Raw genomic sequence first — 26,740 nt, 5'->3', positions numbered from 1 at the left:
GGGATTAACCGCACCACCAACGACCTGTTCATCAACCTGACACCTCCGGGCGGCATTGGCTTCCCGCCAACCGGCGTAACCGTGCGGCTCTACAATGATGATCTGTCCTACGACCAGACCCTGGTCACCGGCGGCTTTACTGCTTTCACCGATGTCCCTTACGGCACTTACAATTACACCCTTTCCAAGGATTGCCAGGAAACCGTTGAGGGTACCACCACCGTCGAGTGTACCCCGGGGGATATTGACGCACTGGTCGCAGCGTTCGGGATTAACCGCACCACCAACGACCTGTTCATCAACCTGACGCCTCCGGGCGGCATTGGCTTCCCACCTACCGGTGTAACCGTGCGCCTCTACAATGACGACCTGTCCTACGACCAGACCCTGGTCACCGGCGGCTTTACTGCTTTCACCGATGTCCCCTACGGCACCTACAGCTATACCCTTTCCAAGGATTGCCAGGAAACCGTTGAGGGCACTACCACCGTCGAGTGTACCCCGGGGGACATTGATGCGCTGATAGCGGAATTTGGCATAAATCAAACCATAGATGCTTCAGTAACTGAAGCTGATGGGGCCTTAACCGCAAATGCAACTGGAGTAAGTTACCAATGGATAACTTGTGATGGAACAGAAATCACCGGAGAGACTGACTCAATTTTTACTCCAACGGTATCCGGAGACTATGCTGTAGTTATTACGGCCGAGAATTGTTCTGAAAGCGTTACTTCTGAATGTATTACCTACATCATTACGGGAACTAACGCTTTAAATATTGTCGGTTTATCATTTTATCCGAATCCAGTTCAGGATGAATTGAGAATTGACTTCGAGCAGACTGTAAAAGATATTCAGGTTCGCCTCTTTAACATTAATGGGCAGCTAATGATAAATCGAGCATTCTCTCAAGCAGAACTGATCACTTTAGATGTTTCAAAACTGTTCTCCGGAACCTATATCCTTGATCTGACCGTTCAGGGAAAAAGTTTAAAAACCCCGATTGTAAAAATGTAAACTGAACTGGTTTAAACTTTCCTGAACTGGCCGCTCCGCAGACCTGATGATTACTGGCTAGGCGCGAAAACCGGAGTTTAGCCATAGCTAAGAGCGTGTCTAAACGAGGATTTTCGCAACGACGCTAGTTATCATCAGGGCGCGGATAAGGTCGAGAATGAAAAGTTTAAACCAGTTCATTATTGAAGTCAAAATCTTTTCAGGAGTATCAGGGAGTTACAGCGGTTTGCTGTAACTCCCTTTCTCTTGGGTCTTTCCTTTGTTTTCCAGTTCCTGAACGTATTATTATCCAACCTCAAGCTATCGTATAACAGTAACATCCCCCCGCACTACAGCTCCCTCCCCAACATCCAACCGCAATACATAATAATAAGTCCCTTCCGGTATTGGGACGCCTTGAGCATTGGTTCCGTCCCAATCATTATTATAGGGTCTGGCTTCAAAAAGAATATCTCCCCATCGATTAAAGATGATGATCTCTCGTTCGGGAAACATTACCGGACAACGCTCAATCTGATCAAAGACAAACAGGTCATTCATCCCATCCCCATTAGGGGAAATAGCATTGTAAACTATTTCGGCGTTGCCCAAAGTTGAGCGAATAAATAGTGTAGCTGTTGAAAGCAAGGCATCACAATCAGCACTTCGAATTTCATACCTCATCGAGGTTTCTTCCATTAGGCAAGGATCAATTTGCAGCGTAAAAAGTCCATCAGGTTCCAGGTTAAAAACCCCAAATTCGGGGGCGTTGATCACCCTAATAGTTACCTCACCCACCAGCTCGTCATTATCCAGCAAGTTAACGGATCCAAATCCCTCACCGTTAAACCTGTTAAGGGTGTCGTTATTCGCGACAAGTTGTAGCCCACTACTTAGTAAAATAGTATCCGAACTGTATTCCGGACAATCAAGCGCAGATAGCGTCCAAACCAGCGAAAACCCAGCTCCCAGGTTGCTTACGGTTACCGTTGTGCCGTCGGCAGACCATTCTGCCAGGTCGTCACCTATGCCGGACCAACTTCCCTCCGTCCCGGGCGGTAAGTTTCCCGTAATGATTTGTGGAACGGAACAGTCCGAAATATCTTCCGGCAATGAAGCGGGCGTTAACTCTTCAGCATTTACGACGGTCTGCGCCGTGTCCCTACAACCGTTCTCAGGGTTGACAACGATCAGCTGATAAATCCCTACCCCTTCAACAAATGGCATCGCCCCATTTACACCACTCAGTATCGTCCCTCCTCCCTGGGCTGTCCAGACAAATTCAAGATCAGGGGGCGAGCTCATACTACCGTCAAGCTGCAACACATCCTCACAAGTGAGGTCTATACTATCCGCCAAAACGGCATTCGGCGGGTTCCTGTCTTCAGCAACTAAAACGGAATCCTCCACGATACATCCAAAAACATCCCGGTAGGTAGCCAGAAAAACACCTGCCTCAATGGCTAAAACGGACGGTCCCCTGAGTGGCGGCAACAAAGCTGTACTATTTGGCCCGGACCAAGTGACCTCTTCCTCCGCACCCGCCGGTAGGCCCGTTATCGTTGCCGTCAGTTCAACCGTTGCAGGGTCGCACTTAATCGCCTGTGCCGGAGCAACGTTAATCAAAGCATCCAGCAATGATACTCCACCCAACAAGACCGTATTCTCAGCGGTAACGCAATGCGTTGCGTAGCAGCAGTTGACGTTTATATTCAGGCTCGATACAACCCTTCTCAACACTACGTCAAAACAAAACTCTCCATCCCCGTCCACATCAAGAAAAGACACGGAAATCCGCCCAGAGTAAGTGCCCCCTACCGGTATTTCCTCCGTCAGCGTAATCGTTTCTTCGGAGAGCAAAATATCCGCCCCGCCGCCTTCCGGCGGCAGCAAACGAACGGTGTTCACGGGGTACGGCGAGTGGTTCACAAAGCTGAAGCTGTATTCCATAACGTCCGTCCCACAGCCCAGAGAATCAGTGACGATCTCCAGACAACCGTAGCAAGTAGCCGCAACGGTGTCGGTACAAAGCACCTGATCAGCAGACCGCCATTCGGCTACCAGGCTTACCGGAGCGGTAGCCGGTGCCTCCTCCAGGCAAAAGGTAAGCAGTTCAAAACCGTTGCCCTGCGGCAAGGTGTCGGCAGTGCCAACCGCAGCAAACTGGCTGCCCGGCAAAATGGTTACGGACCAACCGGGCGGTTGTGGCAACAAGTCTACTGCGGAATAACTAATGGATTGCCCGTCAAGCGGCCCGATGGTCAACGACTGCAAGAGTTCCGGATCGGAGGCAAACTCATTGTCTACTAAGAGGCGGTAGCAACAACCATCCTCCGTCGGTACTAAACGAACGGAGGTTTGGTTACAGACCGGCGGTTCACAGTTGATCTCGCAGCCAATCCCCGTATTTAGGTTCAGCATACGCGGTAAGGGATGCGGCAGCCCGAGCTGTACCTGACCGGTACCCGGTCCGAACTGGAGGAAGGTAGCATCGACCGTTGCGAAGGGGTCGGGAGCTGTAGGGTCAAAGCGGCCAACGGCGTTGGCCAACTGATTAGCGAAGTACAACCAGCCGTCGGGACCCCGCTGGAGGCCGGAGAGTTCCGGCTGAAAGTTAAAGGGAAAGGCCCCCGGGATTTCCAGCTCTTCGAGTTCATTAAGGCCGATGCGGTAGCGGAGAAGCCGACCGGGAAAGTCATCCCCCGGACTAAAGGTTGCACCATTACCGACTACATAAACGTCGCAACCGTCCGGACTGAACTCAAGGCCGGCGAGGCGATAATCCATTAGCGGGGATTTCAGCCAGGCCATCTCACCGGTAGCCGGGTCAAAACTCATCAGGTCGATCCGACTCGTGTTCCGGGCCGAGGCGATCAGGCGACCGTTAGGAGAAGCACGGATATCGCCAAAGCTCCCGTCCGTGCCGTAAGGATGGTCGAAATACTGAACGACGGGAGGGCTGACGGTACCATTGGCGATCAAAGCGGTGTAGAAGGCACCCTGGTCGGGGTTGCCGCCGTGCGGGGCGATGACCCAGTAATCCTGCCCGTTGTCGTGCGGGATGACAAGCACCTTATGATTAACGCTGTCGCCAAAAAAAACAGGATCATGGACGGTGACGCCGCCGGCAGTCGTAACCAGCGAATAGAAGACGCTGTCGTGTTCGGTGAAGGTATTGGTAAAGCGACTGGTCGTAAACAGGAAGTAATTACCCGGCTGACCGGGCACGGGGGTGGCAACGGCGGGCATGGCGGGCGTCCCGGTGCCGCGAAGACTGTCTCGTACCAGGTTCATGTTGCCGTCGCGTACCTCCACTCCGTTGGAGTAAAACAGCAGGTTGCCCTGAACGTCAGAGACGGAGGCAGTGCCGGTGCGGGCGAAATGCGGCCGGTTACCGGTGTCAATAATTACCGGACCGTTCAAGCCAAATTGTACGTGGCAGGAATCACCGAAGTACCAGTTGTCGTAGCTCTGGGCGGGTAAATTCCCGCTCACCAGCAGCAGGACAAGCACGATGGATGGGCCCCACCCCTTGCTCTTTTCATCCTTCCACTGCACCAGCGTCCGCGCCCAAATAATGAACCGAATGAGGGCGCGGCCGCAGGTGCAAAGTAAAGGTAGAGGAGCAATAGAGTGCTGCATTGTCCGGATCTATTTGATGACGATTCGGCGGACACCCTGGCGACCATCCGCAAACTGAACCAGCACGGTATATACCCCGGAAGGACGATTGCCCAGGGCCACCGGCACCGGCATACCCACAAACTCAACCGACAGAATTTCCGCCTTCTGCCCCGTAAAGGACAGTAAAGAAACCTTAGCTAGGCCCAGGTAATTACTCGCCAACATCACCGCTCCGTTAGCAGGGTTTGGATACGCCAGAATAGCAACCTCGCCACCGTCAGGAGCAAAATTACCGGGACCACAATCCAACGATACCACGCAGTGCGTAACGTAACAACACCTGATCGCTGCCTGATTGGGCAATACCTGTTCCAGGATTATATCGAAGCATACTTCCTGCCCCTCCAGATCATTATTGAGGTCAATAAGCAGGGTGCCGGAGTAGGTCTCGCCCGGCCCGACCATCTCCATCAGCGTGATGGTTTCGGGCATTTCAATTCCCTCAGGAACGCCTTCCGTGTATATTACCCTGATGGTATTGCCCGGAATCTCGGAATAATTGGTGAAGGTGAAGGCGTACGTTGGCTGCCCGTTGTTACAACCCAATTCCTCTTCCTCGATCGCCAGACAATTCTGGCAAATGGCCGCTACCGTATCCGCACAGATCGTATCCGTTGCCGTCTGCCAGGCAATTTCCACGTAGGTCGAATCGGTGCTGAAGTCTTCGGCTACGCAGAACTGAAAGACCTGCTGCCCGAGCCCCGTTGGGACGTTGGCTCCGGATGGCGTGAGGGTATACCGACGGCGTTCCTCTTCGACGCTCGCAAAAGCCCAGCCCGGAGCGACGGGAATCCGGGAAAATCCGAAGAATTCTTCCGCTGGCCCACCGACCAGGTTAACCGTAACGGACTGCAGTGGGTCGTCCTCATTGGCGTAGGTATTGTCGAGGAAGACGTTGTAGCAGCAGGGTTCGTCTTCGTCGGGGAGGATGTAGGCGGCCAGGGAATCACAGGGGTCAGGGGCTGGGCATAGGGCGGCGAGGGTGTCTCGGCAGGGTTCCATTACGTCGCCGTTGAGGAAGGTGTTTATTGCTATTCGGGTGGAGTCGAGGGGGTGGGCGGGGTCCAGGCAGAACTGGAGGAGGGTGTCGGTTCCGGGGGCGATGGGTGTATTGAAGATGGGGAAAGGACCAAGGGTTATGTCACTTCTTCCGTTTTCCCTGAGGAGGCTAAAGGCAAAATTATTGGTCAGAATAAAATTATCCAAAGCGTATGAAGGGCCTTCAAAGAGATTGATCTGAACAGAGTCAATCGTCCCTTCCGGCAAACTATTCTCATAGACCAAATAGTAGCAGCAGCTGTCAGTTTCGTTAACGGCGAGGGTGACGGAGATAGAATCGCAAGTTACGGGGAGCGGGTCGCAACTAACCACTTCTGTTGCCAGAGCACATTCCTCACCGCTATCCGTATCGATAAAAGTGGTGGAGTATTCAAAGAACACCTCCTCTTCCGTACGATCAATACAGAAAGAAGCGATCACTTCAGGCATTCCGCCGTTAGTAGGTGGATTCCCCGAAAATTGCCAGGAAAAAGGATTGGAGCCAAGTAATGAAAAACTCCATATCGGATTCGAAACAGGCGAAAAGCTTGGGAATTGACCCCCTGGAAAAAAAAGATCAATGGACAAGGAATCGAAAAGGTCCGGTGATGCCGTGTTATTGATGACTACTACATCGAAACAACACTCGCTTGCATCTGGAGACTCACTCGGTTGAAAAATGACCTGAGCGTCCAGTTCTTCACAAGGATCAATACATTCGGGGATGGGTAAACACAACGAATCCGCGAAGCAACACAGCCGCTCCTCCGGTCCGTCGTGGGCGGTAACCAGGATTTTCAGGGAATCCCCGGCGGTAAGCCCGATACCAGTCAGCAGGGTGTCGATACCAAAGCTTTCCCCGGCGGTCAGCGCAGGCATGAAGTCGTACATAATTGGTGCCAGCCCGGGGACCGCGATCTTGATGCGGCCCACGTCGTCAGTGTAGTTGTCGTTGGGTACGACGACGTTCATTTGCAGGCGGTAGCCCGGGTCGGTCTCCGAACAGACGAGGGTATCAGCAGCTACTTCTAGGCAATAATTTGGAACTGGACAGTTTAGTAACGAAGTGTCAGCACAAATGACACCCTCCAAAGTGCTGTCACGGTATTCAACGATCAATTCTATTGGGCTGGCGACAACGTTTTGAAAATATAGACCCACAAAATCACTCAGCAGAGTTGGTAATTCTGCTAGATCGGGTGCTGTTAACAGTATCGAATTAGAAGAGAAACTTGGTCGCTCAACTTCCATGCTCCAAAATATATCATCGTGGTTGAATTCAGCTCCGCTGATCCTGAAGGCAACTCCGTGTATTGGATCACCAGATTCGTTTTCGTAGCTATAGACAGGTTGACAGAATTGTGCGTCAGCTCCGAATAGCTGAGCACCGCACTCCTCCTGGGGCGCTACCTCGCAACCTTCAATAATTTGAACTGCGGTCTGACATCCCTCCTGAAACCCGGGGGCATTACTTGTCCCGTTGGTTAAACTGATTTGATGAGTACCTCCTCCCGACAAGTGTTCACAAATGTTATCGTAGGAACAATCCGTCAAGCTGAGGTTATTCACGAGGGTGAGCACAGAAAAAGAGGCTGCAGCGACGTTTCTCACTCCAGCCAGGCTGGTTAGTAGATCATTGTTTGCGAGTAAAATTTCTCCTCCCACCGAACTGATTCCCTCCAGCCCACTTAAGTTGGTCAACACGGGATTTCCAACGATTCTCAGCATACCTCCGGTTGAGCTTACGTTTGACAACGCCGTAATGTCAAAAAGCTTGACATTACCAGACACGCTCATTGCCCCCCCTACCGTTATAATATTTTCCAGGCCTCCTAAAGATGTTAACTCTGGATTATTGATAATTACTAAATCGCCGGGAATTTCAGATAAGGCCGATAGGGAAGATAAGTCCGTTATTTTTCCTATGTCTGCGACTGAAAGGTCTTCTCCACAATGATTTACATTCGAAAGTGCATCAAGATTAGTGACATTGGGTAGCCCGAGGAGTCTGATGTCTCGCCCTACAAACCGTAGACTCTGTAACCCGTTCAGGTCAACCAGTGCGGGGATGTTTCTTACGATGAGTCCCTCGGTAATTGTGTCAATACGGTACAAGCTATCCAGGTTGAAAATTGGAGCAGAGATTTCCTCCACAAAAAGCGTCACGTCAATCTTATGGCACCCCGGATAGGTTTGGTTAAACGCATCAACTTCTGCTTGGCTATTCAGGGAAACTGAACCAGCCGGGCACTGCGCGGCAATTAGATTGGGCAGGAGAAGTAGTAAAAGGATTAAGATTCGCAAAACTAAAAATTTAAAGGGTCTACGATACGATCAATTCGGGGATAATCCATCATTCCACCACTACCCTTTTACTCCCCCAGCGCCCATCATCAAACCGCACCACCACCGTATGTACACCAGCAGCACGCTGGCCCAGGTCCAGGCGTACGGGTGTACCGGCAAAGTTTGCGATCACGGAAGAACTCCGTTGCCCTTTGACGGAGATGATTTCGATGGTCGCCGCGCCTTCGTATTCGCTGGTGATCCAAACGGCACCCGTCGCCGGATTCGGAGAAAGGGTAATGCCCGCCCGCCTGGCGGGTACATCGATGGAAGCCGTTTCACTAAGAAAGGGCTCTCCGAAAATGGTGACGGCAAGGAGGCGATAAGTCTGATCACCAGCAGCCGGGTCGCTGTCCACCAGCCGGATAATGTCATCTTCGGCAACGGTGGTGGCGGCAACTTGCCACCAGGTATCATCCGAGGTCCGCAGCCGCTGAAGAATGTAGCCGTGCCAATTAGGCTGCCCGTCTGGAATGGGAAAGGGAATAGGCGTGCTAATGATTACCGTACCGTCGAGGATCTCAATACCATCAATTGGAAAATTGGGAAATGGACGCGGGGTGGTGGGGCATGGCCCCTGGGTGTAATTGACAACGCCCCGATCCTGCGCAAAGCAGATATTGGTGTAGGTAATCCCATCACAGCCGCAGACGGGCAGATACTCCAGCGGGCAGTTGTCCGGTGTCGGTACGCCGGCTCTTTCTACGCAGCGTTCCGGCTGCGTACCGGAGCAATCGGAGACCTCCACGCAGTAGGTCGCGAAGCAGCAGTTGATGGGCAGTTCCCCGTCTACCACCTGGCGCAAGACGATGTCAAAACATAACTCCCCGTCTCCATTGTCCATAAACTCCACGGGTAAAAAGCCGGTGTAAGTGCCGCCCACCGGCACCATTACGCCCAGGAAGTGCGTTTGAGCGTTCAGTAGTACGTCCATACCGGGTGTATCCGTCTCTAGTATCCTTACAGCGTTTACTGGGTAGGGAGAATGATTAATGAAGGTGAAGCGGTAGAGGTGGTGGTCTTCATCACAAAGTATTTCTTCCTCCGGAATGGTGATACAGCCCGGGCAAATTCCCACCACCGTGTCCCGGCAGAGTGTGTCCATACCGGAAAGGAAGGCAACCTCCACGTAGGTACTGTCCGCACTGAAAGACTCTTTAATATTAAACCGAAACACTTGCTGCCCGGTGCCGAGCGGCATCGCCCCGTCGGCCGGGTTCAGGGTGTAGCTGCCGCCGCTGCCGGTGGCGAAATCCCAGCCGGGGGCGGTCGGGATTAGGTTGGCGCCCGAGAAGTTTGGTTCCGGGCCACTGATGATGTTTACGGTTACGGAGGTGATTAGGTCGGGGTCGGTGGTGTAAGTGTTGTCTAGGAAGAGATCGTAGGCGCAGGGGGTGTCCGGGGCTGATTGGAGGGTGGCAGCGAGTGAGTCGCAGGGCTTGGCTGGACAAGCTTCCTGAAGTCCTCCGCCCGTAAAATTACAGAGGCGTTCCCTCGTGGCTCGATTAAACGTGGCGTAGGAAATCAGCGCATTCACATTATCGCCGCCAGGCGTAGTACATATCTCGAGTAGCTGTAGCGGAGTCGTTAAGTCTGGAGTTCCTATGGGAATGTAAGCGTACTCTTCTCCGGGCGTTATCGTGATACGCTGCCATCCGGGATTGTCTAGTTCTGTTAGCAGGAAATCAGCCCCAGTAAATTCCTGAAAAAGAAACCAGACAGAATCGATGTCCGGTGGCGAGTTTGGAAAAGTAATAAAATAGCTCCAACAGCACTCGTCCTCCGACGGATCAAAGGTAATGGTAGCACCGTCACAAGAAGCGCAATCAGGCACCTCCAGACACAACGAATCCGCAAAGCAACAAAGCCGCTCCTCCGGCCCGTCGTGGGCGGTGACGAGCACCTTGAGGGTGTCGCCGGCAACCAGATCAGGCAGATTGAGCAAGGTGTCAATTCCGAAGCTTTCACCGGCGGTGAGCGGCATCGGGAAGTCGTACATAATGGGATCCATTATACCGGGAACTACGACCTTTACACGGCCCACGTCGTCGGTGTAGTTGTTGTCGGGAACGACTACGTTCATTTGCAGGCGGTAGCCGTCTTCGGCGCAGACGAGGGTGTCGGAGGCTACGTCGAGGCAATAGTTTTGGATGGGGCAGTTGAAGGTTAGGGTGTCGGAGCAGAGTACCGTCCGCAGGTTCGCGCCGAGGTAATCGACTATGAGTTGCTGTTCAGAGTCATTGACGTTGAGCATGCAGAAATCAAGCAGGTCTTCGACGCTGGCGGGCAGTGCTTCCTCGCTGCTTAGGGCGAGGACACGGGTGCTGGAGCTGTAGTCCACTGGTACGTACCCTTCGGGAAAAGCAGTGACCACCGGGTCGAAAACCACGCCGCCGGTCAATATGAAACTGACGCCGAAAACGGCCTCGCTGCCGGTATTGGCGTAGGAGAGAGAGGGACAACATTGATCGCCCCCGGTTTCGGTGAGGGTGAAGTCGTCGGCGCATGACTCGTTTCCTTCTTGCGAACATTCATAGGTATAAGTAAAGAAACACAGCTCTTCGCCCATCTCATTTAAAGCCGTAATGGTAATCACGGGTGATGGGGCAGCCGGGTCCAATAATTCGATGAAGAAAGTACCAAAACCATCGTTGTACCCACCAAAGCTGATGGTGGTATTTCCGTCAGCGGGGGTGAAGGTTACTTCAGAGTTGTCAAAATTGAATGCCGCCGTCAAGTCTCCCGGCGTACTTTGAAAACCAAAAGCTCCAGCGTTGGTGGTTATGACAAGGGACGCTGTTCCCGATAAATCTGACATTATGAACGAAAGCTCCGCCAGGCAGCTGCCGAACATTTCGTCGAAGGCACCAAGCGTTATCTGAGGATCAAAGGAGGTGCAGGAGCTACAAATGGAAGTTATCTCCACAGCAGATTGGCAACCAGCCTGCATACCTGCCGGGTTCTGGGAACCATTATTGGCGGATATCAGGTTAGCTCCACCGGAAGAGAGGTAAGAACAAACGTTCAGGTAGGCACATCGTGTAAGGAATCCATTGTCTTCCAACAAGAGGGAAGTTAGCCCCGCCGGATCGATGTTCCGAAAGCCTTCAAGAGACGTAAGGTTCGTATTGGTGATGCTCAGTTCTCCCTGGACGGTGCTCAAATTAACCAAAGCGGATGCATCACTGAGTAGTGCTGAATTAATGGTAAGGTTACCGTTAACCGTGGTCAGTTGATCTAAACCTTCCAGGCTAGTAAGATTGGCATTAAAGTTTATTCCTACGGGTCCGCTGACCGTCGTTAATTGATCTAGCCCTTCAAGGGAGGAAAGACTAGCGTTAAAATTGACGCTTAGCGGCCCGTTGATCGTTGTTAAATTAACGGCTCCGGAAAAATTATTCAAGCCGCCGTTTAGTCGGATATTCATGTTCCCGCAACTCTCCAAGGCTCCTAATCCGGTTAAATCGGATAACAGATCATTGTTCCTGATCAGTAGGTTACCATCAACCGTCATGACTCCTTCCAACCCAAGCATGTCCAGTAATAGCTCGTTCCCGTCGATAACTATTGCGCCTGCCTGCAAAAGTGCAGAAGAATTAAAAAGTGTCAATAGTGTCGGGTTATCGGCAACCCGTAGCTCAATTGGAATGGTTGATATGTTGTCCGCACCGTGCAGGCTCTGTAAGTTTTCGTTTTCAACAATAAAGACAAAGCCATCAACTTGTGTGAGGTTTTGTAATCCATCCAAGTCGATAAGACCATCCATTACTAACACCAACAGATTATTCACATGCGCTACCGAAGCAAGTGGCGTAAGTGAGTTGATAAGAGGCAAGGTTGATAATCTCAGGCTTCCACCAACGTACGCTAGATTGTCTAAACCGTTCAGAGAGCTTAATCCGCCTAAACCTTGTATGTCTAGATTGCCATCTATCATTTCGACTCCGATAAAAGCGTCAAGATTATCAACTGGCCCCATGTCTTCCCTAATCGATACTGAGCCAAGAATATGGCTACACCCTGCAATCGTAGCACCAAAACTGTCAACGTCCGCTTGACTTTGTAAAAACGTATTTCCCGGGGCGCATTGGCCAAATAGGACCGTGCTGCTAACCAATAAATACAAGAGTGTTAACCTAAATAGGTAATGGGCAGTAGTTTTCATGTCGTCGATAATTATAGGCGCGGCCGCAGGTGCCAAACAATGGGATTAAAGCATAGTGAGCCTGTCAAAACCCAATTACCCCCTTTCCCTCCCACAAACCACCCCAACCTTTCAAATCACCCCACCACCATTTCAAATCCGGGCATTCCTCCCAGTGCTATCCGGCTAAAAACCTACTTTAGCGGAGCAACCCTATTTATGCCACGCTTATTCATCATCCTGCTAACTTTACTACTTGCTGGCCCCCTCTCCGCCCAGCTGCCCCCATTGCCCTACGCCATCAACTACGGCGTGGAGGACGGCCTGCCCAGCTCCGAAGTTTACGTCGTGATGGAGGACAGCCGGGGCTATATGTGGTTTGGGACGGATAATGGGGTGGCGAGGTTTGACGGGTATGAGTTCACAACCTACGAAGAGGCTGAGGGGTTGGAAGACCTGGTCGTCTATAGCATCAAAGAGGGACCGGACGGACAGATATACGCCTGTGCAGGTAAAAGTGCCCAAGTATATGTATGGCGAGAAAACACGAATCGCTTCCTTCCCTTTACCGGAAACGCAGCCTTGCGCGAAGAGGCGCTGCGCGTAAACAACATTCACGCGAAAATCAAAGGAGTATTGCCCGGAGGAAGGTTGCTCATCAACCTATCTACCGCTGGTCCCCTGATCGTTTCCGGCGACGGGTCCATCGAAAAGAGATATACCCCCAATCTGCCCTGGGGCTTCACCTCCATCCTGGAAAATCCAACCATAGAACGAACTGGAGCATTCTTCGCCACCGAAGCAGACCGGCATCGTGCAAAACAACTTAGGTCACAAGGAGTCGTAAAAACATACCTGAAAGACCCCTTTGGCCGGGTACTACACCAACATGATTTTACTGCTGACAATTGGATACCATATTTTAATTCTTTTACCTTCACGACCATTTCGCACGATCAGGATACTACCGTCGTAATTCTTCGGGAAGGTTTAGCGCGGGTTTTTTCGATCAACAATCCTGCGGCCGCGCGGGAATATGTCGTACCAGGCAAAAATCGTGGACTCTTTAAGTATAAATTACGCGCTGAAGGTTTCCTCCTGGGCTTTAATAACGGACAGGGTTTGCGTTACTATGAAACCCTCACCGACTTCCTCACTGGAGGCGGACAGACCCTAATCGATAACTGCAACGCTTCTTACGTAGCAGAAGACCGATACGGAGGACTCTGGGTAACGACCACCGACCGGGGCATTTTTCACTTTCCCAATCCTGCCATCAATATCTACGATCAGCGCCAGGGTTATCCAAATGCAAAGGTCATTTCTTTAGCCACTATTGGTGAAAAGCGAATAGCTGCTGGCTACGAAAACTTCAACCTTATCGTGACCACAGAAAACCCGTTTGGCTTCCAAAGTATTAACCAGAAATACAATACTCCTTACAAACCGCTAACCCTGTTTTTTGAAGCATTTAGTAACCAACTTTTTTCGATTACTTTTCACCTTAACCTTAAAGAGAAAGTTCTGCGACTCAACGGGGGGGTAAAGATCAATAGATACCGATTCTATGAAGACACCACTCTTTTAGCCGCAGGACTCAACGGACCAGCCCATTTCAGTACCCGTCTCCGGGCCAGAATTCCCGCATTCACTTTCGATTTTCTTCGCGACAGAGAGGACTTTCTCTACGCAAATGACTACCGTATTCTCCCCAACGGCACCCATCTCGTCGCCAGCAAACACGGCCTCCACCGTTGGGAGAACTACGACACCCTCATCAAGGATAACCTCGGTTATCCGGAGCTCGATGTCCGGATCGAATCGATTGAGATACTCTCTGACTCTTCACTCCTTTTCGCTACCCGGGGCCGGGGACTGATGCACCTGAGTAACGACAGCCTCACAGTCATCGGGAAACAGGAGGGCCTGGCTAGTGAAAATATCCGGCATCTGACTATTGCCCCTGACGGTACTATCTACGCCAGCACCTTCAGCGGCTTAAGCATAGTACGTTTTTCAGACCTCACGCCGACCGGTTCGAAACAGCCCTACACCGTCCGAACCTACACCACCGCCCATGGCCTACCCAGCAACGAGATTCACCAGTCCGCCAGCGGCGGCGGTAAGGTTTGGCTGGCCACCAGTGGTGGTCTGGTTGATTTTCAGGAAACGCCCGAAGATAGCGTGGCAACGCCACCTGACATCAGGCAACTACGCGTCAACGGGGAGTTAATCTCCCTGTCCGAAGACATCAACTTATCCCCGGACCAAAACGACCTCGAAATCACTTTCTCCACCATCAACTTCGCCATGCGCGGCAACATCCCCTACCGCTACCGGCTGCACGACGGTGAAGACTGGAAATACACCAAACAACGCACCCTCCGCCTCGCCAACGCCGCTGCGGGAGATTACCAGTTTGCCGTCCAGTCCCGCAACCAGGACGGCTACTGGAGTGAGGCGGCTTCGCTCCGCTTCAATATCGGTCAGTACTGGTATCGCACGACCTGGTTTTGGGTACTGGCCGTGGCCGGGCTCCTTCTTGCCCTCTACCTTTCCCTGCACCTGCGTCAGCGCCGAATAGACCGGGAAAGGGAATTAAAAGAACAAGCAGTGGAACTGGAACGCGCCGCCCTCCGCGCCCAGATGAACCCCCACTTCATCTTTAACTGCCTGAACTCCATTAATAAATTCATCCTGAAGAACGAGGCCGATAACGCCAGCGAATACCTCACCAAATTTGCCCACCTTATTCGGCAAACCCTCAACATCTCCGTGCGGGACGAGCATACCCTTTACGATGAAATCAATATGCTTAAAAACTACCTGGAACTGGAAAAACTACGCTTCAAAGATCGGGTTAATTACGTACTCACTACCGATCCGGAACTCGCACTTCACGACATCAGCATCCCACCCCTTCTCATTCAACCTTACGTAGAAAACGCCCTCGCCCACGGGCTCTCCGACGACGGGAAAAGTATCGTAAAAATTAATTTCGATAAAACGGAAAACGGATTGTCCATAAGCGTCCAGGACAACGGTAAAGGCATCGACCCCACCAAGCCACACTCGAATAAATCGCTGGGGATGCGGCTCACTTCACAACGCCTGGCCCTACTGGCCCAGAAACATTTTGGGGTTGAGTTAGAAGTCTCTAACATGAACGCCATGGAAGGCGGTGGAACAACAGTGACCATTTTTATTACTTCTACGACGGTTTATAACTAATGTTATGTGTTCATTGTAACGCAGGTTTACTATTTTTAGGGCAAAGACACCCCGGATGCTCTCCGCCCTATTACTTGACGACGAGCCAGATGCGCTCGAAGTTCTCGACTTGTTATTACAACGTCATTGCCCTTCCGTAATCAGACGCGACTGTTTCGTAACGCCACTCGGTGCCAGAAAAGCTATTGACCAACACGACTATGACCTGGCATTCCTGGATATTCAACTGCAGCGCAGCATTGATGGGTTACAATTTGCCGAAGCGTTCAAAGACACAAAAACCCGTGTCGTCTTCACCACCGCACACCAGCGCTTCGCCCTCGCCGCTTTCAAGGCCCGTGCATTTGACTACCTCCTCAAGCCAATCAGTACGACGGAACTCAAAAGAGTAGTCGCCGAAGTCTCACTACAACGCCCCAAGACAGATTCCCCCACTCTACTGCTCTCCGACTTAAACCGTAGTGTCCGTATCGCCGAAAAAGACATCGTCTTCGTTGCCGGAAGCGGCAGCTACTGCAGGGTATATGATGCAGCTGGGGAAGTCATTGAATTATCTCACAACCTTAGTACATTCCAAAGCAGGCTTGCTTCAAATTATTTCTTTCGTTGTCATCAATCTTTCCTGGTAAATCTATCCCATTGCCGGGAAGTTGTCTCCCAAAACCGGCAGTTCTCCGTAATCCTGACCAAAAATCAAATTGCCCTGGTATCCCGTAACAGGAAGAAAGAACTACTTACGCTGCTTGAGACTAAGTGACCTTAATTCACCTGTTATTGGAAGGCGTACGGTTACCAATTACAATAATTTCTTTCGAAAACCTCAAACCACCCCTAAGGTCATAACTACTTGACAATCAACAACATTAAGCGTATTTATACGTATAAAAACGTTTATAAACGCATATAAACGTAAGTATACGTATAAATAACGACTACGACTTGCCCGTCGCCCCACCTTTGCATTGTCACCAATTGGAAGGGATGTCAGCCATGATGTCTCGTTCGGGCGGTAACGATTCTTACCCACCCGGGGCGCGTTTTCAACAACCATACCAACGCGGCTCACAACCATTATTGATTATGCAAGTACGTAATTCCATCACCCTCATTGGCAACCTTGGCAGTAACCCTAAAATGGTAACGACCGAGTCAGGCCTGACCATCACCGAGTTCAGTCTCGCCACTAACGAGTACTTCCGCGACAAAGACGGTAACCGCCAAACCCGCACCGACTGGCACAAGGTCAAGTCCTTCGGCAAACTGGCCGAGATCTTCGGAAAGTACCTTGAGCAGGGCAGCCAGGTTGCCATCGTCGGAACGCTGCGTTACAATAAGTGGATCGACAAGCACGACCAGGTACGCAATACCGCTGAAATCGTAGCCCACAGTTTCACCTTCCTGAGCGGTGGCAAGCAGCAGGAAGCTGAAGACGAACTGGCGGCCGATACGGTAGCCGACTCCACCCCCGCCAAGGGCAGGGGCAAGAAGAAAGCTGCCACTGTAGCCGAGGACGCAGTACCTTTTTAGACCCGGAGACGAAGCATTTGACAGCAGTTTACATGTAGGGCCGGAGGCCCGTCTATTCTAGCGAGGGGTGACCGCAGATCTGAAGGATCAAGGGAACCCCTCGCTTTTTGTTGGCCAGGGTTATTCAAAGCGCCTGCCACCTCCCCAATGCCTACCTTTACGGCCTAAATCGCCCATTCTTGTTACGTCTGTCTTTCGCCTCATTTTTATTCTTGCTGGTCATTACGGCCACTGCTCAAGAGCTTCGCCTGGTTAGCTGGAACGTACAGGATATGGGCCGAACGATCACTGATGCGGACATAGATAGAATGGCAGCGCTCCTCCGGGATGCAGACGTTGTAGCCATTCAGGAAGTCGTGGCCAAGGACCCTGCCGGTGCCCAGCGGGTGGCAGCCCTCGATGCCGCACTTGATCGCACCGGTACGGAATGGGACTACCGGATAAGCCCGCCTACCAGTTCAACTTCCTCGTACGACAAAGAGCGGTACGCCTTTTTATGGCGCCGGTCCAAGGTAAAAATGCTCCGATACCAACTTGACAATACTGTAGCAGACGCAGTGGTCCGCGAGCCTTTCTGGCTCGAAGTAGCCGTTAAAGGATTCCCGGAACCTATTTGGCTGGTTAACTTCCACTCACTGCCCCACGCAAAAGGGCCAGAGCAGGAAATACCTTACCTTATCGATTACCCGGACCGCGTGTCTGGTCAGCCCCTGATTTACCTCGGTGACTGGAACATGAAACCTGACCATAAAGCCTTCCGGCCTTTATTTGATAAAGGCTACGCAATTGCTGCAAAAAATTTACCGACCACCCTGAAACGCAAATGCACGGCTACGGGTAATTACCTCAACTACCCAATCGACAACATCTTCTACCCCACTGCTTTTTTTGATAAAGAAGCAGTTTGGGTTATCGATTTTGTCGAAAATTGCAGCACCTTGGAAACAGATCGAAAACTAAGCGATCATCTGCCCATTTGCCTCACCCTGACGCCCCACGGGGCGCCTGCCAACCGCTAGCCTTATCACTACTTTTTCCATCACTACTTTTGAAGGCTTTGAAGAAATCCTCTCGGCCGAGATTACCGCTTTGGGCGGAGAAGACGTTGAGATCGGCCGGCGGGTGGTGCATTGCAACGGAGATAAAGATTTCTTGTATCGTGCCAACTTAAATCTCCGCACGGGCCTGCGTGTCCTGGTTAACCTTACTGAATTTACGGCAAGGAATGAACAGGAGATGTATGATCAGTTGAAGGCGATCGACTGGAGCCCGTTGCTGGCAAAGGACGGGAACCTGTGGATAGATGCGAATACTTCATCGGATTACCACCGGAACGCCGTCTACCTCAGTCAACTGTTTAAGGACGCTATCGTAGATCAGTTCCGGGACAAAACCGGTGAACGACCTAGTGTAAGCAAGGAAGAGGCCGACTTGAGGCTGAATCTCCACGTCACCAAAAACGATGAGGTAAGTGTTAGCCTCAACAGCTCTGGAGATGGGTTGCACCGCCGGGGCTACCGGCGTAAAACCGGCGGCGCACCGATCAACGAAGTACTCGCCGCTGGCTTGTTGTTACTGGCTGGATACGATGGCGAGGTTCCCTTCGTGGATCCGATGTGTGGCTCCGGCACCATCGTAGCAGAGGCGGCGATGATCGCCGCGAACCACCCCCCTGGCTTAAACCGAAAGTTCGGTTTTGAACGGTGGCCTGACTTTGAGATCGAACTCTGGTCCTCTATCCGCCAGGAGGCGCTGGACGCCCGACGCAGGCCTCCCCACCCCATTGTTGGTTCTGACATTGAAGAATTAACCGTTAGCCTGGCGAGAATATCCCTTGATCGGGCCGGAGTGCTAAATTACGTTGACCTGTATTCGCAGCCATTCGACCAACTCCAGGCACCACGGATCACCGATAAGGAAGCCGGTGGCATGCTGGTCACCAACCCTCCTTATGAGATGCGCCTGACGACCGGTAATATCGAAGGACTCTACCAGATGATCGGCGATACGCTGAAGCAAAACTGGAAAGGATACACCGCCTGGATCATTACGGGAAGCCCGGAAGGACTCAAGTCCGTCGGACTGAAAACCAGTCGTCGAATCCCGTTGATGAACGGTCCGGTGGAAGTTCGCTACGTTCGGTATGACCTGTATGACGGGAGCCGGAAGGGGAAGCATTTGGAGGAGGAATAGGCAAGGTCGATTTTACCATTAAGGCACTAAGGCGTTAAGTTAAGGGCAAGTTCCTGGCGCGGCCGCAGGTGCAATAGTTGGTTAAAGTGCAAGCAGGCGATCCAGTTTAAGCATACCGGACCGGGAGGTCCGGCACTTTACCCCTTTGCTCCTTCATCTTTTCGCTTGCACCTGCGGCCGCGCCCAAATTAAACCTTCTAAAAAAACGTTCGTCAGATAGGCAACCCCAAGCATATCCTCATGAGCGACCTTACGGAAATTCAACACCTCTACTGGCGTGCAGGCTTTGGCCTTAGCCCCACGGAGCAGCAAACGCGACAAAACTGGACGCGTCGGCAAGCCATTGACGACCTGTTTAACCAGGCCGAAACCGCTAAACCATTACCTGAAAACGCCAGCCCTGATTATTCCGGGGACATGATGTCGGCGGCAAGTGCTCAGGAAAAACGGAAGAAGGAACAGCAACTGCTGGTGGGTATTAACTACGACTGGGTAAAACGTATGGCCAACGCAGAAGAAAGCGCGCTCCTGGAACGCATGACTTTTTTTTGGCACGACCACTTTGCCTGTGAGACAAAATTCAGCTTACTCGCTACCCGTCAGCTGAATACCTTACGCAAGCATGCGCTTGGTAATTTCAAAGACCTCGTACTCGCCATCGCCCGTGATCCGTCAATGATCCGTTACCTGAATAATCAGCAAAACCGGAAGCTGAAGCCCAATGAAAATTTCGCCAGAGAACTGATGGAGTTGTTTACCATTGGCCGGGGGAGGTACACCGAAAGCGACGTCAAAGAGGCCGCCCGGGCCTTTACCGGATGGTCCAGTAATAAGGAGGGAGAATATGTGTTTCGCATCCGGCAACATGATGATGGCGAAAAAACCTTTATGGGAGCAACGGGGAATTTTAATGGAGAAGACATTATCGACCTTATCCTGAAACAAAAAGAAACGGCTCAGTTTATCTGTCGCAAAATCTACGCCTGCTTCGTCAATGAACAAGTAGATGAGGTTAGGGTAAACTCCCTTGCGAAAGACTTCCGGTCTTCTGGTTATGACATCGGTCAGTTAATGCAGCAGGTCTTCAGCAGCGATTGGTTTTACGCCCCGGAAAACGTCGGTAACAGGATCAAGTCCCCCATTGAGCTGATGGCGGGCATGATGCGACAACTGAACGTCACCCAAATAAGCCCTACCGGGCTCATCGGGATGGAGCGGGCGCTGGGACAAATACTACTCAAGCCACCAAACGTCGCCGGGTGGCCCGGGGGCCGGGCGTGGATTGACAACTCCACCCTCCTGCTTCGTCTCAACCTGGCGGGAGCCCTGTTCAAGGCCGCAGAAATCAACTTTAACCTCGCGCCGGAACTGGAGGCAGAAACCAAGAAAAAGCTGAAACAGCTGGTAGCCGAAATGAACCTTGGACCACTGACCTCCCTGGCAGGAACTGGAAACGGGGCCGACCAATACCAGCGTTTGGCCAGCTATCTGCTGCAAGCCCCGACTCCCCCATTCGGTCCGCAAGCCCAAAGAGTAGTTTTCACCAAAAATCCTTCCCTGATGGCGGTTCAATTAATGTCTTTACCCGAGTACCAACTCTGCTAATCCCCTGAACCATGAAAAGAAGAGATTTTCTCAAAGCCTCCACCCTGGCCTCTACGGCCTTGTTTACGCCAACGTTTCTCAGGGGATTTTCGCGTAATCAAATGACCGCCTCACGCAGTGGTAAAATCCTGATCGTCCTCCAGTTATCCGGAGGAAACGATGGCCTGAACACCATCATTCCTTTCGGTGATGATATTTACTACCAAAAGCGCCCGGTCCTTGGTATCCCCGCTAGTGAGGTGTTGAAATTGAACGAGGTTCAGGGGCTGCACCCGGCAATGGGTCCTCTCCGGGAATTATACAATCAGGGAGAGCTGAGCATCATCAACAGTGTCGGCTACCCCGACCCTAACCGCTCCCACTTTCGTTCGATGGACATCTGGCAAACGGGGAGTCCGGCGACGGAAGCCTGGTCTACCGGCTGGATCGGTCGCCACCTCGATACGCTGACCAACCAACCGGCCTATCACGCCCTGGAAGTGGACGACGGCCTGAGCCTGGCCATGAAAGGCGAACTCCGCACCGGCTTTGCCATGAGCGACGCCAATCGCCTGCGGCAAGCAGTAAACAACCAACGCTTTGCCTCCCTGCCGACGGAGCATGCTACCGAAGGCAACCTGCACTACCTGTATAAAACACTAACGGAAACGACCGACGCGGCGGGTTATCTATACGAACAATCACGCGTCTACAAATCAAAGGTCAGCTTTCCCCGCAACGCCTTTGGCCGGGACTTACAGCAAATCGCTGAACTGATCACCGCCGATACGGCCACCAATATCTACTACGCCAGCCTCGGTGGTTTCGATACCCACGCCGGCCAGAAGGGCCGGCAGCAACGCCTGCTCACCCAATACGCCGAAGGCGTATCCGCCCTGGTCAAAGACCTCAAGCAAAACAACCTCTTCGACGATGTACTGATCATGACCTTCTCCGAATTCGGTCGCCGCCTGGCCCAGAACGGTAGCGGTGGTACCGACCATGGCACTGCCAACAACGTGATGATGATTGGCGGGAAGCTGAAGAAGAATGGTTTTTACAACCCTTCACCTGACCTGAGCAAGCTCGAGAATGAGGACCTCATCCATCAAGTCGACTTCAGAAACTGCTATGCGGACGTGATTGATAACTGGTTGGGGGGTGATGCTAAAGCGGTGCTGAAGGGGAAGTTTGCTGGATTGGGGGTTGTCTAATAAGATTTGAACTTTAGCCGCCCGAAGTCGCCTCTCCCCCGGAGAGGGGTGACCCAAGCATTGGTGTTTTTAGGTAAAATGGAAGGAGGATTCAGGCCTCAAATACAATTAAATGCTTCCATTTAAGCAACTTGTGTCGATTCAGCAAGGCGGTAGCCGCAGCGTAACTTCGTTCTTCTACCACTAGGGGCAAGGCTAACGCATACTCCTAAAAACGGACCAAACAAGCCTCATAAATAGGTTGAAAATCAATAATTCTTGCTAAAACCATTGACGAAGGGTCATCCCTCTCCGGGGGAGAGGGGCCGGGGGAGAGGCGACCTTGGCGACGTAAACATTCAAATTCCAGCGCAAAAACTACACCAACAAATCACCCCCAGTCTCCAAAGTAATCCGCTCCGTATTCAGCAGGGTGCGCTTGTGCGCAGCAGTGCGGGAGAAAATATAGTTGAAGTAGAAACGAGCCGTCTGGATTTTCGACTTGTAGAAATTCTCTTCGTCAGTTCCGTCAGCGTCTGGTAGCGCCTTGTCGGCAGCCAAAGCTTCACGGAGCCACAGCCAACCAATGACGTGAAGACTGAAGTAATCCAAAAAGATCGTAGCATCGGCCAGGAAGACCTTCGGATCCTCGCTTTGCGCGAGTCCCATGAGATGCCCCATCACCTGCTGCACGGACCCAAGGCCTTTAGCGAGGTTTTCAGCCATTCCCTTCGTGGTTTCATTTGCCAGGGCGGGTGCCAGGGTTTTCTGAATTTCTTCCGTCAAAAGCTGCACTGGCTTACCACCCTTCATCATCATTTTCCGGCCAAGTAAGTCAAGACCATGAATGGTCGTGGTGCCTTCGTAAATGGAATTCACCCGGATGTCACGGAAGATCTGCTCCAGCGGGAAATCATCCGTGTAGCCGGCACCACCTAGTACTTGCATACCAATGCTGACGGATTCGTTACCGTATTCACTGGGGAAGGATTTGGCAATTGGGGTAAGTAGCTCCGTCAGCAGATGCGCGCGCTCGCGCTCTTCTTCGTCCTGGCTTATTTTACTGATGTCCTCGTACAAAGAGCACTGCAGCAGCAGATCGACGCTGCCCTCCACTACTGCTTTTTGGAAGAGCAGCATCCGGCGCACATCGGCGTGCTCGGCGATGATCACCTGTGGGGCATTTACGTCTTTATTTCCCGGGTGGCGCCCCTGCGGCCGCTCCTTGGCGTATTGTAAGCTGGCGTAGTAAGCCGCTGAAGCACTGGCGGCAGCCATGATACCGGTACCGATCCGGGCCTCGTTCATCATCTGAAACATACAGTTCAGACCACGGAACTCTTCACCTACCAGGTAGCCTTTGGTCTCTCCCTGTTCGCCGTACATAAGGTGAGCGGCCACGTAACCTTTTTGTCCCATTTTACCGTAAATCCCGGCGGTAGTTACGTGGTTATCGACCAGTTCACCGTCGACGGGCAAGTGCTTAGGCACCACAAAAAGGCTCACACCCTTCATACCCTTAGGCCCACCCTTCTGACGTGCCAATAACAGGTGCACTACGTTTTCGGTGGAATTGTGGTCGCCGCCACTGATGTAGATTTTCTGCCCTTTGATCGAGTAACTGCCGTCCTCCAACAGTTCGTAGGTAGTGGTGATGTCTGAGAGCGAAGACCCTGCCTGGGGCTCCGTCAGGGCCATCGTGCCCTGCCATTCTCCTGCGGCCATTTTCTCGAGGTACGTTGCTTTCAGTTGATCGCTGCCAAAGGTTAGGATCAAGTTAGCGGCACCCGTCGTCAGGAAGCTGTAAGCCGCCATATTCCCGTTGGCTGCCTGAAAGATCAGTCCGGCTGCGTTGAGAATAACCGTCGGCATCTGTTGCCCATTAGCGTCGTATGGCCAGGCGGCACTAAGCCAACCGGCGGCGCCCATAGCGCGCATGCTCTCCCCGACTTCGGGTAGTACGTGGACCTCGCCATCTTTGTAGTAAGCCTTCTTTTTATCCATTTCCCGATAAAAAGGAAAAAGGTACTGGTCGGAGAGTTGCTTGGCCGCATCGAGTGCCATTTCAGTGGCTTCATTATCAAATGCCTCGTGTTGCTCAAAAGAGCGAATCCGGTTTAGGTCAAGGACTTCATTAAGTACGAAACGAAGGTTCCGGGTAGAGATGTATTGCATGGCGTGGGTAGGTTTGGCGCGAAGGTACGGGTTTTAGCGAAAATTCGCTAATGGTTCCTCAGCACTTGTGCTGAGTTGGCAAACTCAACGCGGCAATGACCTATCAGCACAAGTGCTGACAAACCAGAAACACCATCTTGAATTCGCCAGCCCACTATAATTAAATTTCGTCGCCAAAACGTAATAACGCTTTTTTGTTCAGGACGAGTGGGCTATGTCCCGGGAAATCTCGGGGCATAGCCCACTCGCCCTTAGAGACTACTTCACCTTCAGTCCACAAGGCTTAAAAAAAGGTCGCCGGCCGAGAGGTTGGCCCTCACTAAACCAACATCTTCAATATACCCGCCCGATCCTCCGGTGTATTAGCGTTCCGGAAGGCAGCCTCATCTGCCGTTTCCAATATTTTCACCTCACTATTGATCAGCACCTTTCGCGGACAAGAATAACCCATCCCCAAAAACTGCAGCAGGCGGGCATAGGCACGCGGCTCATAAATGGCTACCAACGGTTCCGGGAACGGCTGGCTGGCCAGTTGGTAGGCCGTCGCAAATTTACGGGCGTCCCTCCCTTCGATCAGTTGTTCCAGGTGGGATTTTTCCAGCAGCGGGAGGTCGCAGGCCAGGACCAGCCAGGCGGCGTTGGGGTCCGACAGGAAAGCGGAGCTGATGGCCCCGGCGGGGCCGAGCCCGAGGAAGCGGTCGGCCAGGTTGGGAAAGCCGGCGATGGTGGGTTGATCAGCATCGGCCACCGAAATATGCACCCGGCCGGGCAACAGGTCGTTACACAAGCGCGCCATCCGGGCGCCTTCCGTCTCCCCGTTTGTACGATACACGAGGTCAGCTTTACGCGTTCCCATGCGGATACTTTTGCCGCCCGTCAGGATCAGGGCGTTCAGGGCGGGGACGCGGGTGCTAAGGACGTGGTTAAGCAGGGGAAGGACGGCCGTCGACGCTTTCTCCAGCCGGCAGAGGATTACTTCACCGTCTTGCGCCTTGACCGTTTCGGACAACCAATCAGGCATACCATCCGCTCCAGGGCAAACCACAACGGCCAGGATGTCCGTCAGCTGTTCCCGACGTCGCTCTAAAGTACCAGACTTCTTAGGATCAACAAAGACGATTTGTCGGGCAGCCGGATAATGGTTTCCGTTCACCAGCGCTACGTCAAATTCGCTGCGTTGAATTCGTTCATCGTATTCGCTCCAGGCAGAAAAAGAGGTACTGAAACGTTTCTCTCCAACTTGCAGGCTTTTTGCCTCCGCCGTTTCGCCGTGTACACCAATAACCGAAAGTGTCCGGTAGCTTTTGCTCAGGGCCTGGGCCCATTCTTCGATCAGTGGATCCATCACCGCACAAGTGCTGCCCAGCAGCGCAACGTCTGTCCTGGCGTATTGGTCGCCAGCAGGCCGGATCAGCTTAGGATGTTTATCGTGCTTTTTCATAATAGTTGGTCGAAGGGGAGAAAAGGAAAGGATTCGCCAGCGGCAAAGGTTGAGCGCTCCCGGGGTAAAACCAGGAAGCCATCGCCCCGCAGCATACTGGAGGCGTCTCCGGAGCCGCCGTTGGTCACCGGACGTACGCGCTGAGTAGCCGGGTCGATGGCGACTACCTGGAATAAGGTCAGGTCTTTGCCGAAGGCAAAATCTTCCGCCAAGGCCCGTTGGTCCTCCCGCGCCACCATGCCAAGGTTCTTCCGCAGAAAGGGACCAACGTAGGCCAACAACCCCGTCAGACTGGACACCGGGTTCCCCGGTAAACCAAACACCATTGTTTCCTGGGTTCTGCCCACCCAGATCGGTTTCCCCGGTCGCTGCGCGACCCGATGGAAGAGTTGTTCTACCCCAAGTTCCGCCAGGACCCCCGGTAAAAAGTCGTACTTGCCCTTAGAGACCCCTCCGCTGAAGATCAAAATATCTTTTTGGGAAAGCAGCTCCGCAATCTTTTCCCGAAGCACCGCCTGGTCATCCACGATGTGATGGGTGGTGGCGGCGATTCCCGCCGTAGCGAGTTGGTGTTGCAAATGAAACAGGTTCGACATCCGAATCTGATGCGGCAACGGTGACGCTTCTACCGCTACCAGTTCATCACCGGTAGCAATCACGGCAACTTTGGGTAACCGTTTCACCACCACGTTGGCGTAACCGCAACTGGCCAACAAGTTGATCGCTGCCCCACCAATCCTTGCTCCTTCCTGCATCAACCTTGCACCTGCGGCCGCGTCCCTTCCTTGTTGGTGAATGTTCTTTCCGTCTTGCACGCCGTCCGGTAAAACGAAGGTCTCCCCCACCCGCTCCAGGTCTTCGTAGCGAATTACGGTCGTTGCCCCCGGCGGCATGACGGCCCCGGTCATTACTTCCAGGCAATTTGCAGCGTCGGTCAGCGATGTCGTTGCGGTGCCTGCCGCAACGATTCCTTCAATGGGGAAGGTTCGTTGCCCCGTCGCGTAGTTGGTGTAGTCGATGGCGATGCCATCCATCGTCACCCGGTCGAACGGCGGCTGTGGGCGGTCCGCCAGCAGGGGCTCGGCTAATATGCGGCCTGCGGCCGCTACCAGGGGGACGGTTTCCTCGCCCCAGTTGAAGTTTTGTTGGAGGGTGAGTTGGCGGGCGGTTGGGTAGTCAGTTAGCATG

14 protein-coding genes are annotated in these 26,740 nt (G+C 52.5%); 8 read left to right on the top strand and 6 right to left on the bottom strand.

Going from position 1 to position 26,740, the window contains the following annotated elements:
* The coding region (locus B036_RS0103110) for a T9SS type A sorting domain-containing protein (RefSeq protein WP_026231635.1) at positions 1 to 1,017 on the top strand (1,017 nt) is incomplete at its 5' end.
* A gap of 300 nt (positions 1,018 to 1,317) precedes the next feature.
* Here the strand turns inward: B036_RS0103110 and B036_RS0103105 are convergent.
* From B036_RS0103105 to B036_RS34070, 3 genes are read right to left on the bottom strand one after another with little or no spacing between them, the layout of a single operon-like run.
* Entirely contained in the window at positions 1,318 to 4,638 is a 3,321-nt protein-coding gene (locus B036_RS0103105; protein ID WP_026231634.1) for a gliding motility-associated C-terminal domain-containing protein, read from the bottom strand.
* A gap of 9 nt (positions 4,639 to 4,647) precedes the next feature.
* Positions 4,648 to 8,022 carry a T9SS type A sorting domain-containing protein gene (locus B036_RS0103100; RefSeq protein WP_020567227.1) on the bottom strand — a complete coding sequence of 1,125 codons (3,375 nt, stop codon included), beginning with the start codon at positions 8,020 to 8,022 and terminating at the stop codon, positions 4,648 to 4,650.
* A gap of 49 nt (positions 8,023 to 8,071) precedes the next feature.
* Positions 8,072 to 11,899, bottom strand: coding sequence for a hypothetical protein (locus B036_RS34070; protein WP_211217364.1), 3,828 nt, complete (start codon positions 11,897 to 11,899; stop codon positions 8,072 to 8,074).
* A gap of 528 nt (positions 11,900 to 12,427) precedes the next feature.
* Between B036_RS34070 and B036_RS0103090 the strand changes: the two genes are divergently transcribed.
* From B036_RS0103090 to B036_RS0103060, 7 genes are all read left to right on the top strand, one after another.
* On the top strand, positions 12,428 to 15,439 hold the full coding sequence (locus B036_RS0103090) for a sensor histidine kinase (protein ID WP_169435027.1): 3,012 nt from the start codon (positions 12,428 to 12,430) through the stop codon (positions 15,437 to 15,439).
* Between the two features lie 55 nt (positions 15,440 to 15,494).
* Positions 15,495 to 16,196 carry a LytR/AlgR family response regulator transcription factor gene (locus B036_RS0103085; RefSeq protein WP_020567224.1) on the top strand — a complete coding sequence of 234 codons (702 nt, stop codon included), beginning with the start codon at positions 15,495 to 15,497 and terminating at the stop codon, positions 16,194 to 16,196.
* Positions 16,197 to 16,519: 323 nt separating this feature from the next.
* The gene (locus B036_RS27855) at positions 16,520 to 16,966 is read left to right on the top strand and encodes a single-stranded DNA-binding protein (protein WP_020567223.1); all 447 of its coding nucleotides are present in this window, start codon (positions 16,520 to 16,522) and stop codon (positions 16,964 to 16,966) included.
* 179 nt (positions 16,967 to 17,145) lie between these two features.
* On the top strand, positions 17,146 to 17,985 hold the full coding sequence (locus B036_RS27850; protein WP_044101728.1) for an endonuclease/exonuclease/phosphatase family protein: 840 nt from the start codon (positions 17,146 to 17,148) through the stop codon (positions 17,983 to 17,985).
* On the top strand, positions 17,972 to 19,159 hold the full coding sequence (locus tag B036_RS0103070) for a THUMP domain-containing class I SAM-dependent RNA methyltransferase (RefSeq protein ID WP_406603395.1): 1,188 nt from the start codon (positions 17,972 to 17,974) through the stop codon (positions 19,157 to 19,159). The genes B036_RS27850 and B036_RS0103070 overlap by 14 nt, the downstream gene beginning before the upstream one ends.
* 240 nt (positions 19,160 to 19,399) lie before the next feature.
* The gene (locus B036_RS0103065; RefSeq protein ID WP_020567220.1) at positions 19,400 to 20,764 is read left to right on the top strand and encodes a DUF1800 domain-containing protein; all 1,365 of its coding nucleotides are present in this window, start codon (positions 19,400 to 19,402) and stop codon (positions 20,762 to 20,764) included.
* An 11-nt stretch (positions 20,765 to 20,775) separates the two neighbouring features.
* Entirely contained in the window at positions 20,776 to 21,957 is a 1,182-nt protein-coding gene (locus B036_RS0103060; protein ID WP_020567219.1) for a DUF1501 domain-containing protein, read from the top strand.
* Positions 21,958 to 22,314: 357 nt separating this feature from the next.
* Here B036_RS0103060 and B036_RS0103055 read toward each other — a convergent pair whose 3' ends face one another.
* From B036_RS0103055 to B036_RS0103045, 3 genes are all read right to left on the bottom strand, one after another.
* The gene (locus B036_RS0103055; protein ID WP_020567218.1) at positions 22,315 to 24,111 is read right to left on the bottom strand and encodes an acyl-CoA dehydrogenase; all 1,797 of its coding nucleotides are present in this window, start codon (positions 24,109 to 24,111) and stop codon (positions 22,315 to 22,317) included.
* A gap of 319 nt (positions 24,112 to 24,430) precedes the next feature.
* Positions 24,431 to 25,552 (bottom strand): NTP transferase domain-containing protein, encoded by a 1,122-nt coding sequence (locus B036_RS33210; protein ID WP_020567217.1) that lies wholly within the window; start codon positions 25,550 to 25,552, stop codon positions 24,431 to 24,433.
* On the bottom strand, positions 25,549 to 26,739 hold the full coding sequence (locus B036_RS0103045) for a molybdopterin molybdotransferase MoeA (RefSeq protein WP_020567216.1): 1,191 nt from the start codon (positions 26,737 to 26,739) through the stop codon (positions 25,549 to 25,551). The genes B036_RS33210 and B036_RS0103045 overlap by 4 nt, the downstream gene beginning before the upstream one ends.
* Position 26,740 lies beyond the last annotated feature (1 nt).

The organism is Neolewinella persica DSM 23188 (genome assembly GCF_000373105.1).
GTDB classification, from domain to species: domain Bacteria; phylum Bacteroidota; class Bacteroidia; order Chitinophagales; family Saprospiraceae; genus Neolewinella; species Neolewinella persica.
Note: the sequence above shows the minus strand (reverse complement) of the source record. Positions and strands in the feature narration are given on the sequence as shown.